The organism is Micromonospora sp. WMMD1155 (assembly GCF_029581275.1).
Classification (GTDB): Bacteria; Actinomycetota; Actinomycetes; order Mycobacteriales; family Micromonosporaceae; genus Micromonospora.
In genome coordinates this window covers 6,154,667-6,167,263 of record NZ_CP120742.1, presented here as the reverse complement: position 1 = coordinate 6,167,263, position 12,597 = coordinate 6,154,667, and the positions used below count along the sequence as shown (strand labels likewise).

At 76.4% G+C, this 12,597-nt stretch carries 11 protein-coding genes; all 11 read right to left on the bottom strand.

Translation table 11 applies throughout. From position 1 onward, the window contains the following. Positions 1-3 precede the first annotated feature (3 nt). Genes cobA through O7617_RS28050 form a run of 11 tightly spaced genes read right to left on the bottom strand, consistent with a single transcriptional unit; the run spans position 4 to position 12,472 of the window. Positions 4-1,653 carry a uroporphyrinogen-III C-methyltransferase gene (gene cobA, locus O7617_RS28100; protein ID WP_282259249.1) on the bottom strand — a complete coding sequence of 550 codons (1,650 nt, stop codon included), beginning with the start codon at positions 1,651-1,653 and terminating at the stop codon, positions 4-6. Continuing rightward, a complete protein-coding gene (locus O7617_RS28095; protein WP_282259248.1) occupies positions 1,650-2,246 on the bottom strand; it encodes a precorrin-8X methylmutase in 597 nt (198 codons plus the stop codon). Before O7617_RS28095 ends, cobA begins: the two co-directional genes overlap by 4 nt. Then, entirely contained in the window at positions 2,243-2,440 is a 198-nt protein-coding gene (locus O7617_RS28090; RefSeq protein ID WP_282259246.1) for a 4Fe-4S binding protein, read from the bottom strand. The genes O7617_RS28095 and O7617_RS28090 overlap by 4 nt, the downstream gene beginning before the upstream one ends. Then, on the bottom strand, positions 2,428-4,215 hold the full coding sequence (gene cobJ, locus O7617_RS28085) for a precorrin-3B C(17)-methyltransferase (protein WP_282259243.1): 1,788 nt from the start codon (positions 4,213-4,215) through the stop codon (positions 2,428-2,430). Before cobJ ends, O7617_RS28090 begins: the two co-directional genes overlap by 13 nt. Continuing rightward, a complete protein-coding gene (gene cbiE / locus O7617_RS28080) occupies positions 4,212-5,567 on the bottom strand; it encodes a precorrin-6y C5,15-methyltransferase (decarboxylating) subunit CbiE (RefSeq protein WP_282259241.1) in 1,356 nt (451 codons plus the stop codon). Before cbiE ends, cobJ begins: the two co-directional genes overlap by 4 nt. Further along, the gene (locus O7617_RS28075; protein ID WP_282259240.1) at positions 5,564-6,715 is read right to left on the bottom strand and encodes a cobalt-precorrin-5B (C(1))-methyltransferase; all 1,152 of its coding nucleotides are present in this window, start codon (positions 6,713-6,715) and stop codon (positions 5,564-5,566) included. Before O7617_RS28075 ends, cbiE begins: the two co-directional genes overlap by 4 nt. Then, positions 6,712-7,545 carry a precorrin-4 C(11)-methyltransferase gene (gene cobM, locus O7617_RS28070; protein ID WP_282259238.1) on the bottom strand — a complete coding sequence of 278 codons (834 nt, stop codon included), beginning with the start codon at positions 7,543-7,545 and terminating at the stop codon, positions 6,712-6,714. Before cobM ends, O7617_RS28075 begins: the two co-directional genes overlap by 4 nt. Continuing rightward, complete coding sequence (gene cobI, locus O7617_RS28065) at positions 7,542-8,282, bottom strand: precorrin-2 C(20)-methyltransferase (protein ID WP_282259237.1); 741 nt, start codon at positions 8,280-8,282, stop codon at positions 7,542-7,544. Before cobI ends, cobM begins: the two co-directional genes overlap by 4 nt. Continuing rightward, positions 8,279-9,634 carry a cobyrinate a,c-diamide synthase gene (locus O7617_RS28060; protein ID WP_282259236.1) on the bottom strand — a complete coding sequence of 452 codons (1,356 nt, stop codon included), beginning with the start codon at positions 9,632-9,634 and terminating at the stop codon, positions 8,279-8,281. The genes cobI and O7617_RS28060 overlap by 4 nt, the downstream gene beginning before the upstream one ends. Continuing rightward, positions 9,628-10,239, bottom strand: a complete 612-nt coding sequence (gene cobO, locus O7617_RS28055) for a cob(I)yrinic acid a,c-diamide adenosyltransferase (RefSeq protein WP_282259235.1) — start codon at positions 10,237-10,239, stop codon at positions 9,628-9,630. The genes O7617_RS28060 and cobO overlap by 7 nt, the downstream gene beginning before the upstream one ends. A 55-nt stretch (positions 10,240-10,294) precedes the next feature. Further along, a complete protein-coding gene (locus O7617_RS28050) occupies positions 10,295-12,472 on the bottom strand; it encodes a VWA domain-containing protein (protein ID WP_282264886.1) in 2,178 nt (725 codons plus the stop codon). Positions 12,473-12,597 lie beyond the last annotated feature (125 nt).

Here is a 12,597-nt window from a genome sequence, read left to right as displayed (position 1 = left end):
TCGTCAGCCGGTGGGCCCGGTGGTCGGGACGGCGACCACCGGGCCGACGACGAAGACGGCGGGCGGACGGATCTCCTCCCGGGCGGCGACCGCGCCGATCTCGTCCAACCGGGCGGCCACCGATCGCTGGGCGGGTAGGCCGGCGTCCTGCACGGCGAGCACCGGGGTCTCCGGGGCCCGGCCGTGCTCGATCAGCACCGCCGCGATCTTGGCGATGGTGTCGACGGCCATCAACAGGACGACGGTGCCCCGGGCGCGGGCCGCCGCCGCCCAGTCCACGAGCGAGTCGGGGTGCCCGGGCGGCAGGTGCCCGGACACGACGGTGAGGTCGTGCGCCACCCCCCGATGGGTGACCGGCACACCGGCGAGGGCCGGTGCGGCGATCGCGCTGCTCACCCCGGGCACCACCGTCACCGGCACCCCGGCCGCCGCACAGGCCTGCACCTCCTCGTGGCCGCGCCCGAAGACGTACGGGTCGCCGCCCTTGAGCCGGACCACCCGCCGACCGGCCTTGGCGTGCGACACCAGGGCCGCGTTGATCGCCTCCTGGGCCATCGACGGGCCGCGGGGCACCTTGGCGGCGTCGACCACCAGCACGTCGGGGCGCAGCCCGGCGAGCAGCCCCTGCGGGGCCAACCGGTCGACCACCACGACGTCCGCCGCGTCGAGTAACGCCTTCCCGCGTACCGTGATCAGGTCGTCGGCGCCCGGCCCGCCACCGACCACCGCGACCGACCCGTGGTGGTGGTCGTGGTCGTGGTGATGGTGCTGGTCGACCGGGTCGTCGGGGTGGTCGTGCGGGCGTTGCGGGCGACCGACCTTGTCGGCGAAGCCGGGCATCAGCACCCGGTACGCGCAGGTGTCGCAGTTCATCCGGATGTCGCCGCCCAGCGCCTCGGCGTAGCGCTCCCGCACCAGGTCGGCCAGGGCGTCGCAGTCGCCGATCACCTCGGCCACCCGCACGTCGAGGTCGGGGTGGGCGGCGGCGAACTCGGCCGACTGGGCGACGATGCGGTCCGGCAGCACCCCGGCGAACAGGAAGTACGGCGCGACGACGATCCGCCGCGCGCCGAGGCGGCGCAGCCGCTCCAGCACCGCCGTGACCGACGGTTGGGCGAGGGAGATGAAGCCCGGCTCGACACCGGCGTAGCCGCGACCCTCCCAGAGCAGCCGGGCGACCTTGGCGACCTCGGCGTTGGCGTCCGGGTCGGTGGACCCCCGCCCGATCAACGCGACCCACGTGCCGGCCCGGTCGGCACCCGCCGGCTCCGTGCCGGCCCGGTCGGCACCGGCCAGCGCGGCGTCGATGCGTTCTTCGAGGGCGGTGTGCAGCAGTGGATGCGGGCCGAGCGGACGCCCGTAGCGGTAGCTCAGCCCGGGGTGGCGCTCCTGTTCCCGGGCCATCGCGGCGGGGATGTCGCCCTTGCCGTGCCCGGCGCCGGTGAGCACCAGCGGCAACGCCACCAGCGCGCGGTGCCCGCGCGCGACGAGCGCGCCGACCGCGTCGGTCAGCGGCGGGCGGGACAGCTCGATGAAGCCGCCCTCGACGTCCCCGATGTCACCGCGACGGCGAACCCGCTCCACCAGTGCGGCGAACTGGTCGACCCCGGCCGCGCTGCGCGTACCGTGCCCGACGATGACCAATCCGGTCATGACTTCTCCTCGACGTAGAGCAGGGCGTTGAGGGCGGCGGCGGCGACCGCCGAACCACCCTTCTCGCCCACGTTGGACACCCCGGGCAGGCCGCTGGCGCGCAGCGCCGCCTTCGACTCGGCGGCCCCCACGAAGCCGACCGGCAGGCCGACGACCAGCGCCGGAGCGGCGTCCACTGTGAGCAGTTCGACAAGGGCGGTCGGCGCGCAGCCGACCACCCAGACCGCGCCGGGGCCGACCCGGCCCAGTGCGAGCCGTACGGCCGCCGCCGAGCGGGTGATCCCGGCCGAGCGGCCCAGCTCGGCGGCGGCCGGCTCGGCGACCGGGCACACCAGCTCCAGGTCCGCGCGGGTGATCCCGGCGGCGACCATCGCCACGTCGGTGACCACGGGTACGCCCGCCCGCAGCGCGGCCAGCCCGGATTCCAGGGCGGCCTCGTCGCACACGAGGTCGTCGACGTACGCGAGGTCGGCGCTGGCGTGCACCACCCGCTCGGTCACCGCCCGGGTCAGCGGCGGCAGGTGCGACAGGTCGACGCGCTCGCGCAGGATGCGGTACGACTCGACCTCGATCGGGTGCACGACCCGGCTCATCGGGCTCCTTCGGAAGGGTCGGACGCGGCGACGCGGATCGCGTCGACGGGGCAGATCTCCAGGCATTCCAGGCAACCGGTGCAACGGTCGGCGCGCACCGTCAGGCCGCCGGGCACCGGTCGGATGGCGTGGGTGGGGCAGGTGAGCAGGCACGCGCCGCAGCCCTGGCACGCGTCGATCGTCACGACCGCCACCGGTACCCCCGGGGTGTGACCATCCGGCCGGCGACCAGCCGGGTGTCGCTGTTGCCGACCACGACGACGCTGTACATGTCCACCACCGCCGGGTCGATCGTGGCCAGGCTCGCCAGGTGCACCCGCTCGCCGGGGCGGCTGGCGTTGCGCACCACCCCGACCGGGGTGTCCGGTGACCGGTGCGCGGCGAGGACGCCGAGCGCCTTGCCGAGCTGCCAGTCCCGGGCCCGGCTGCGCGGGTTGTAGAACACCGTCACGAAGTCACCCTCGGCGGCGGCCGTCACCCGCCGCTCGATGACCTCCCACGGCGTGTGCAGGTCGGACAGACTCACGTAGGCGTGGTCGTGGCCGAGCGGCGCGCCGAGCACCGCGCCGGCGGCGAGGGCGGCGGTCACCCCGGGCACGCCCACCACGTCGATGCGCTGGTCGGCGTACTCCAGGGCGGGGCTGGCCATCGCGTACACCCCGGCGTCGCCGGACCCGACCAGCGCGACCGCCCGGCCGGCGGCGGCCTCGGCGACGGCGGCCCGGGCCCGTGCCTCCTCCGCGCCCAACCCGCTGGACCGGACCCGGGTGCCCGGGCGGAACACGTCGCGGACCTGGTCGAGGTACTGGTCCAGGCCGACCACGACGGAGGCGCGGCGCAGCTCGGCCACCGCGCGGGGGGTGCGCAGGTCGGGCGCGCCCGGCCCGAGGCCGACGACGGCCAACCGGCCGCGCGGCGCGTGCCGGGCCACCGCGACGGTGGCCATCGCCGTCGCGGTCTTCCCCACCAGCAGCGTGGCGTCGTCGGCCCGGCCGTCCGCGCCGAGCAGGGCCGCGGCCTCCGCGACGCTCGGTGTGCCGACGGCGGCGCGGACCACCTCGCTGGGGTGCGGCACGTCGATCGCCGCCAGGCGCGTCGCCGGCCAGGTCACCAGGGGTACGCCGAGCGCGTCGGCGGTACTGCGGATGCCTGCCTCGTCGGCCTTCACATCGGCGCTGGCGAGGCAGCGCAGGCTCGCCGGGTCGAGCCCGGCGTCGGTCAGCACCCGGTGCAGCAGCTCGGCCACCTCGGCGGCCGGTACGCCCCGACTCGCCCCCACCCCGGCGACGAGCGACGGTGGGCGCAGCACCACGGTCCGCCCGTCGAGCGGGATCTCCCGGTCGGTGACCAGCAGCCGGTACCCACCGTCGGCGCCCCCGTCGGCGTCGGCGTCGGCCTCGGACGGGTCAGCCCCGGGCGGCGCGTCAGCGTCGGCGTCGGCTCTCGGGGGTCGGACGTTCGGGGGCAGGGCGGGCAGCGGCCAGTCGGCGTCGGCGATCAGCTCGACGGGCTCGCCGTCCAGGATGGCCCGGGACACCGCGGCGACCGCGCCCTGCACGGGCCAGCCGAGGGTGTCCAGCCCGGGCAGACCGACCGCGTCGGTGGCGGTGGTGACCACCGGGCGGGCGTCCAGCAGTGCGCCCACCTGCTCGGCGAGGTCGTTGCCGCCACCGGCGTGCCCGCCGAGCAGCGCCACGGCGTGCCGGGCCGCCTCGTCGACGACGACCACGGCCGGGTCGCTGTGCTTGTCGCCGAGCAGCGGGGCGACGATCCGTACCACCGCGCCGGTGGCCAAAAACGCCACCACCGCGTCGCACCCGGCCCAGGCGGACCGCAGCGCGTCGGCCACGGTGTCCCCCTCGACCAGTCGGGCGTGCGGCCAGGCGGCGGCCACGGTGTCGGCGTGCCGGCGACCGGCGGCGGTGGCGGCCACCAAGCCGATGCGGGTGGGCACTGTCGGGTCGGTCACTGGCGCTCCCCGGTGAGGACGACCACCGGGTTGGTGGCCGCGAGTCGGATCGACCCGCCGGGCAGGTCGGCGAGGCGGGCGGCGGAGAGCTGACTGCCCTCGACCGTGTAGCCGGCGGCCCGCAGCAGACCCACCGCCGGTGCGACCCGGTCCAGCGCGGCCAGGGTCAGCACCACCCGTTCGGGGCGGCGGGCCACCACGGCGGCGAGGGTGTCGTGGCCGCCACCGCCGACGAAGACGGCGTCCGGGTCGGGCAGCCCGGCCAGCGCCTGCGGTGCCCGGCCGACGACGAGCCGGACGGTGACCTCGTGCGCGGTGGCGTTGGCCCGGATGGTCGCGGCGGCGTCGGGGGCCTGTTCGACGGCGAGCACGGCAGCGCCGAGCAGCGCGCACTCGATGCCGACCGAACCGCTGCCCGCGCCGACGTCCCAGATCAGCCGACCCAGCCGGGGGCGCATCCGGGCGACGACCAGAGCCCGCACCTCCGACTTGGTGATCATCGAATCGCGGTGGACGTAGCGGGTCTCGGGCAGCGCCCAACCGCCGACCGGCGCGGCGGCCGGCTGGTTGTCGACGCGCATCCCGCCGACGGCGACCGGATCCGCTGCGCGGTCGGCAGCCGCCTGGGGATACGCGGCGTCGGCAGCCGCCTGGGGACGAGCTGCGTCGGCGGACGCCTGGGCAAGCGCGGCGTCGGCGAGGCTGAGGACCACGTGCGGGTCGGCCCAGGTATCGGTGGCGGCCTGCTCGGCGGCCACCTCGCGGACGCGTTCGGCGTCGGTGCCCAGGTGCTCGGCGACCAGCAGGCGGCGGGGCCAGCCGACCAGGCCCGCGCCCAGCTCGGCGGCGCCCGCGCCGGGTGCGGTGAGCACCGCGACCAGTGGCAGCGCCCGGCAGGCGTTCAGCGCCGGTCGGAGGTCACGGCCGTGCGCGGTGACCACGGCGGCGCCGTCCCAGGGCAGGCCGGCGCGGGCGAACGCGGCGGCCACACTGGACACCGCCGGCACCACCCGCAGCGGCAGCCCGGCCGCCCGCAGCCGCCGGACGATGCCGAACAGGCCGGGGTCACCGCTGGCCAGCACGACGGCCGGCACCCCGGCAGCGACAGCCGCGGCGAGCCGGTGCAGGGCCGGGGCGAGCGGTCCGAGGGTGACCGTGTCCGCACCGGCCGGTACGGGCACCGCCGCCAGATGCCGGGCGGCCCCGACGACCAGCCCGGCGGCGGACAGCACCGGCGCGAGCGCGGGGTGCGGCGCAGCGCCCGCCGCGTCGAGGCCGACGACCGTCACGCCGACCACCGGGTTCAGCTGGGCCGTCGTCTTCGCCCGGGTCGCCGCCTCCGCCGGGGTCATCGGGGCCACCGCCCGGAGGAGGCGACGACGTGTGCCCCCGCGAAGTCGACCATCGCCACATCCACGGTGACCGTCGGCCCCGCGAAGCGCCGCAGCACCTGACGGACCCGCCGGCAGAGCACGTCACCGGCCGGTCCGAGCAGCCCGGCGCCCTCCCACAGCTCGTACGCGTGCCGCCCGGTGTTCGCCTCGGTCACGGCGGCGACGAGGGCCGCGTCACCGCCGGCCTCGGCGGTCACCGCGCCGAGCAGCGAGAGGTCCACAGTGGAGCGCGTGTAGTGGGTCATCAGGATGCCGGCGGCGAGTTTGGCGAGTTTGCCGGCCATGCCGACGAAGACGACACCGGTCATGCCGTCGTCCACGGCGGCGGTCACCGCCGCGCCGGTGAAGTCGCCGACCTCGACGAAGCACACCTCGGGCAGGTCGGGCAGGAGCGCGCGGGCGGCCCGCTCGGTACGCCCACCGGTGCAGAGCACCACGGTCCGCTCCCCCTGGGCGGCCATCACGTGCACCGCCTGCACGACACTGGCCCGCCAGGAGGCGGTGGAGAAGGGGCGGACGATCCCGGTGGTGCCGAGGATCGAGATGCCGCCGAGGATGCCGAGCCGCCGGTTGGTGGTCTTGCGGGCCATGATCTCGCCCCTCGGCACGCTGATCACGACGCGCACGCCGACTTCGGTGAGGTCGACCACCTCGGCCACCGCCTCGCCGATCATCCGACGGGGAGTGTCGTTGATGGCTGGGCCGCCGACCGCGAGCCCGAGGCCGGGCTTGGTGACGGTGCCGACGCCGTCGCCACCGGCGAGTCGCAGGCCGGGCACGTCGGTCCAGCCCACGGTGGCGGTCAGCTCCGCGCCGTGGGTGACGTCCGGATCGTCCCCGGCGTCCTTGACCACGACCGCCTCGACGCGCACCGGGGGGTCGCCGGTCACCTCGCACCGTTCGACCGGGAACCGCACCCGTCGTCCGGCGGGCAGGCCGATCTCCACGTCGGGCTGGACCTCCCCGGTGACCAGCGCGGTGACCGCGGCCTTGGCCGCCGCCGTCGCGCACGCGCCGGTGGTCCAGCCGGTCCGTAGCGCGGTGGGCCGGACCTTCGCGGTACGCGGCAGGTCCGGCTCGCGCAGCGGCGGCTCGGGGTACGTCATGGTGTGCCGGTTCCCCCGGCCCGGGTGCCGCTCCGGCGGCGCAGCTCGGCGCGGGCGGCGGGCTCCGCCTTGCGGAAGGTGTGGAAGTGCCCGGGGTGGTAGAGGTGCGAGCGGGTGCCCTCGGCGGCGAGGGCCGGCCCGACCAGGAACAGGGTGTGCTTCCAGAGCCGGTGCTGCTTGACGGTGGCCTCCAGGGTGCCGACCGTGCAGCGCACCACCAGTTCGTCGGGCCAGGTCGCCTGGTACGCCACCACGGCCGGGGTGTCCTCCGGGTAGCCGCCGGCCAGCAGCTCGGCCTGCACCTGACCGGAGCGGGCGGCGGAGAGGAACAACGCCATGGTGGTGCCGTGCCGGGCGAAGTCGCGGACCCGCTCACCGGGCGGCATCGGGGTCCTGCCGCCTTCGAGGCGGGTGAGGATCACCGACTGGGCCACCTCGGGCACGGTCAGCTCCCGCCCGACGATCGCCGCGACGGCGGTGAACGACGACACCCCGGGCACGATCTCGACGGCCAGGCCGAGCGCCCGGCACAGGTCCAGTTGCTCCTGCACCGCGCCCCACAGCGCCGGGTCGCCGGAGTGGATCCGGGCCACGGTCAGCCCCTGCTCGGCGGCCCGCTCGTAGAGCGGCAGCACGCCCTCGATGGGTAGCTGCGACGAGTCGACGATCTCCGCGTCGGGGCGGGCGTGGCCGAGCACGTCGGCGTGCACCAGGCTGGCCGCCCAGATCACGATGTCCGCCTCGGCGATCACCCGGGCGGCCCGCAGGGTCAGCAGGTCGGCGGCGCCCGGGCCGGCGCCGACGAACCACACGGTGCCGTCGCTGGTCACAGTTTTCCTCCTCGGTGGGCGCGGCGGGCCGGGACCAGCAGCGTCGACAGGTACGGCAGGTCGTGGTCGGCGTCGCCGACCGGGCCGATCCGTTCGCCGGGCAGCCCGAGGCTGCGCCCGAGGACCGCGTCGGCGAGGCGGTCCTGTCGGCGCAGCTCGGCGAGCAGGTCCGGGTGCCGCCGCCAGCCCTTGTAGACGACGACGCTGCCCGGCCCGGCGAGGGCGTCGGCGAACAGCGCCGACCCGGCGGTGGCCGGGAGCAGGGTCAGCGGTTCGCGTCCCTCGCAGAGCGGGGTGCCGCTGCGGGAGGCCAGCTCCTGCATCGCGGTGACGCCCGGGACGGTCGCCACCCGCACCGCCGGGCGCCGGGCCCGCACGCTCTGCGCGAGGTAGCCGAAGGTGGAGTAGACGTTCGGGTCGCCGATGGTGGCGAACGCGAGGGCCCGCGCGCCCGCGTCGACCGCCTCGACGACCGCGCGGGCCGCGTCGTCCCACGCCGCCGCCCGGCGGGCCGTCACCCCACCTCGGTCGTCCAGGGCGAACGGCAGCCGCCGCAGCCGGTCCGCCGGGACGTGGTCCCGCACCGTCGTCTCGGCCCGCCCGGCGTCCGGTTCGGGTCGGTCCGCCATCACGGGTACGAAGACCACGTCGGCCTCGCGCAGCACCCGCACCGCCTTGACGGTGAGCAGTTCCGGGTCGCCGGGGCCGACACCCACCCCGGTCAGCGTGGCGGTCATCGGCACGCCTCGACCAGCCGGCGGGCCGCCTCCGGGTGACCGGCCCAGTGGGTGTGCAGGTAGGAGGCGTGCACCCGACCGGCCACGAAGCCGTGCGCGGTGTCGTTCCAGCGCCACGCCGGACGGTCGCCGTGCCCCGGGTCGGTGGCGGTGCGGTGGAACTCGTGTCCGCGTACCGGCTCGCCGCCCCGGGCCACCGGGGAGTCGGTGACGGCGACGGCCTCGCGGTAGCCGAGGGTGAGCCGGCCGGTCATCCGGGCCGTCAAATCCAGTCGGCCGCACATCGGTACGCCGTCCAGGGACCGCCCGAGGTAGAGCAGCCCCGCGCACTCGGCCACGATCGGCCCGTCGAAGTCGGCCAGCTCGGCGCGCAGCGCGGTGTTCCCGGCCAGCGCCTCCGCGTACGCCTCGGGGAAGCCTCCCCCGATCACCACCGCGCGGGTGCCGGTGGGCAGCGCCGGGTCGTGCAGCGGGTCGACGGTGACCACGTCCGCACCGGCGGCGGTGAGCAGTTCGGTGGTCTCCGCGTACGAGAAGGTGAAGGCCGGGCCCCCGGCGATCGCGACCCGTGGCCGCCCCGCGTCGGCCGGCCCGCCGACGGCCGCGACCGGGTCCCACGCCGGGGCGGTCAGCGGCCCGGCGCTGCGGGCCAGGGTGAGCACGGCGTCCAGGTCCACGGTGGCCTCGACCAGCTCGGCGAGCGCGGTGACGATGGCGAGGGACTCGGGCGCCCGCTCGGCGACCGGCACCAGGCCGAGGTGTCGGGCCGGCGCGGTCACCTCGGCGGCCCGGGTGACCGCCCCGAGCACCGGTACGCCCACCTCGCCGAGAGCGTCGCGCAGCAGCCTCTCGTGCCGGGACGAGCCGACCCGGTTGAGGATCACCCCGCCGATCCGCACGGCCGGGTCGAACGCGGCCATGCCCAGCGTCAGCGCGGCGGCCGAGCGGCCCTGCGCGGTGGTGTCGAGCACCAGCAGCACTGGCGCGTCGATCAGCCGGGCGACGTGCGCGGTGGAGGCGAAGTCGCGGCGGCCGACCGCGCCGTCGTGCAGGCCCATGACGCCCTCCACGACTGCGACGTCGGCGGGCGTCGGAACGCTCGCGCCGTGCCGCAGCAGACCGGCGATCCGCTCGGCGCCGACCAGGAACGGGTCGAGGTTGCGACCGGCCCGACCGGCGGCGAGGGCGTGGTAGCCGGGGTCGATGTAGTCCGGGCCGACCTTGTGTGGGCTGACCGTCAGGCCGCGACGGCGCAGCGCGGCGAGCAACCCGGTGGCGATCGTCGTCTTGCCGTGGCCGCTGGCCGGCGCGGCGACCACCACCCGGGGCAGCGGCCGGGGTTCGCTCACCACTCGATGCCCTTCTGGCCCTTCTGCCCGGCGTCCATCGGGTGCTTGACCTTGGTCAGCTCGGCCACCAGGTCGGCGGCGGCGACCAGGCGCGGGTCGGCGTCGCGGCCGGTGATGACGACGTGTTGGAAGCCGGGCCGGTCGGCCAGGGTGGCGACCACCTCGTCCACGTCCACCCAGCCCCACTTCATCGGGTAGGTGAACTCGTCCAGGACGTACAACCCGTAGCGCTCGGCGGCCAGGTCACGCTGGATCTGCCGCCACCCCTCCAGGGCGTCGGCGGCGTGGTCGGCGTCGCCGCCGCGCTGGATCCAGGACCAGCCCTCACCCATCTTGTGCCAGGCCACCGGTGCGCCCTGGCCGGTACGCTCGTGCACCTCGCCGAGGGCCCGGAAGGCGTTCTCCTCCCCCACCCGCCACTTGGCGCTCTTGACGAACTGGAACACGCCGATCGGCAGCCCGGCCGTCCAGGCGCGCAGCGCCAACCCGAACGCGGCCGTCGACTTCCCCTTCATCTGTCCGGTGTGGACCATGAGCAGTGGCCGGTGCCGCCGCTGCCGGGTCGTCAACCCGTCGGCGGGCACCACACTCGGCTGTCCCTGCGGCATCAGCGATCTCCCCTTCGCGCGATCCTGCGGTCTCGGCCCGCCATCGGTGCCCCCGTCACGCCGCGACCGGCAGCCCGGCATCGCGGGCGTGCGGGTGGGTGAGGGCGGCCAGCGGGTGGTGCGGCGCGTTCAACTGCGTCGCCAGGCGACGCGCCAGGTTCAGGCGTACCGGGCCGCTCTCGCAGTCCACGACGACGCAGGGAGCGCCGGTCGCCGCCAGCACCGCCGCCGCTCCCGCCGCGCGGTCCAGCGGACGGTGCCCCGCCGTGGCCCGGCCGTCGGTGACGACGAGGACGAGGGGACGCCGCCTCGGGTCGCGCAACCGCTCCACCCGCAGCAGGTCGGCCGCCGCGAGCAGCCCCTCGGCCAGCGGCGTACGCCCACCGGTCGGCAGCTCGGTCAGCCGGGTCGAGGCGGCCAGCACCGACGAGGTGGCGGGCAGCAACGTCCGCGCGCCGGTGCCCCGGAAGGCGATCACCGCTACCTTGTCCCGCCGCTGGTACGCGTCGGTGAGCAGGGCGAGGACCGCGTCCTTCACGGCGGTCATCCGCTGCCGGGCACCCATCGAGCCGCTGGCGTCCACCACGAACAGCACCAGGTTGCCCTCGCGCCCCTCCCGGACCGCCTCGCGCACGTCGCCCGGACGCAACCGCAGCGGGCCGGTCAGCCGTCCCCGCGACGCCTGGTGCGGTGCGGCGGCGCGGACCGTCGCCGGCAGGTGCAGCGCGGCGACCCGGCCGTGCGGCACCCGGGCCCCGGTGGTGCGCCCCCGTCCGGTGCGGGCCCGCGACCGCCGACCGGGCACCCCGTCGCCCACGCCGGGCGCGGTGAGCAGCCGCGCGGTCAACCCACCCCGGGGTACGGCCACCGGCTGCGCGTCCCCGCCGCCGCTCGTCGAGTGGTCGGCACCGGCCGCCGCTGCTCGGCCGTCGCGGCTGCCCGGCCCCCGGTCGTCGCCTCCCCGGTCGTCCGCGGAGCGCTGCGACCGACCGTCGTCGTGGTCGCCGGGCCGGCGCTGCGGCCAGTCATCGACGCCGTCCGCGCGCCCGTCCGGGCCGGTGCCGTCGCGCGCCGCCGAGCGCCCGGGTTCACAGTGGTCAACGCCGTCACCGCCGCTGTCGCCGCCGTTCGGGCCGCCGGGACCGGCCGGGCCACCGCCGTTCGGGCCGCCGCCCGGTGGGCCACTGTCGTTCGGGCCACTGTCGTTCGGGCCACTGTCGTTCGGGCCGTCGTCGTCCGGGTCGTCGGGGTGGGCCTCCTGGGCGCGCTGCAACGCCTCGTCCAGGCGCTTCTCGTCCAACCCGGGGGTGTCGAACGGGTCGCGGCGGCGACGGTGCGGCAGGGCCAACCGAGCCGCCACCCGTACGTCGTCGACGGTGACACGGTCCCGGCCGTGCCAGGCGGCGTGGGCGAGGGCGGTCCGCGCGGTGACGATGTCGGCACGCATCCCGTCCACGTCGAACGCCGCGCACACCTCGGCGATCTGCCGCAACGCGGCGTCCGGCAGGCGTACCCCGGACAGTCGACGGCGGGCGGCGGCAACCTGGGCGGCGATCTCCGCGTCGGCGTCGGCCCAGCGGGCGGCGAACCCGGCCGGGTCGGCGTCGGCGGCGAGCCGACGGCGGACCACCTCGACCCGGACCTCCGGATCGCGGCTGGCGCCCACCTCGACGGTCAACCCGAACCGGTCGAGAAGCTGGGGGCGCAACTCCCCCTCCTCCGGGTTCATCGTGCCCACCAGCAGGAACCGAGCGGCGTGGCTGACCGAGACACCCTCCCGCTCGACGTGGCTGCGACCCATCGCCGCCGCGTCCAACAGCAGGTCCACGAGGTGGTCGTGCAGCAGGTTCACCTCGTCGACGTAGAGCACGCCCCGGTGCGCGGCGGCGAGCAGACCCGGCTCGAACGCGCGGACCCCCTCACCGATGGCCTTCTCCAGGTCCAGCGAGCCGACCACCCGGTCCTCGGCGGCACCCACCGGCAGCTCGACCAGGCGGGCCGGACGGGTCTCGGCGGTCGCGTCGACCGGGTGCGGGCCGTCCGGGCAGGCCGGGTCCGGCTCGGCCGGGTCACAGCCGAACCGGCAGCCCGCGACCCGGCGCACCGGGGGCAGCAGCGCGGCGAGCGCGCGCACGGCGGTGGACTTGGCGGTGCCCTTCTCACCCCGCACCAGCACCCCGCCGATCGCCGGGGACACCGCGTTGAGCAGCAACGCCAACCGCATGTCCGCCATGCCGAGGACCGCGCTGAACGGGTAAGTCGTGGTCGTCACTGTGCCTTCTTTCGTTCGCGACTGCGGGGCTCGCAAAACCGGCTCACTCCTCGCGCTCACAGCGCTTCCTTCGATCGCGACTGCGG

What these genes read in the sequence shown, in the direction of transcription:
- cobA (WP_282259249.1), bottom strand. Translation starts at nt 1,653, where the DNA reads ATGACCGGATTGGTCATCGTCGGGCACGGTACGCGCAGCGCGGCCGGG.
- O7617_RS28095 (WP_282259248.1), bottom strand. Translation starts at nt 2,246, where the DNA reads ATGAGCCGGGTCGTGCACCCGATCGAGGTCGAGTCGTACCGCATCCTG.
- cbiE (WP_282259241.1), bottom strand. Translation starts at nt 5,567, where the DNA reads ATGACCCCGGCGGAGGCGGCGACCCGGGCGAAGACGACGGCCCAGCTG.
- O7617_RS28075 (WP_282259240.1), bottom strand. Translation starts at nt 6,715, where the DNA reads ATGACGTACCCCGAGCCGCCGCTGCGCGAGCCGGACCTGCCGCGTACC.
- cobI (WP_282259237.1), bottom strand. Translation starts at nt 8,282, where the DNA reads ATGACCGCCACGCTGACCGGGGTGGGTGTCGGCCCCGGCGACCCGGAA.
- cobO (WP_282259235.1), bottom strand. Translation starts at nt 10,239, where the DNA reads ATGCCGCAGGGACAGCCGAGTGTGGTGCCCGCCGACGGGTTGACGACC.
- O7617_RS28050 (WP_282264886.1), bottom strand. Translation starts at nt 12,472, where the DNA reads ATGGCGGACATGCGGTTGGCGTTGCTGCTCAACGCGGTGTCCCCGGCG.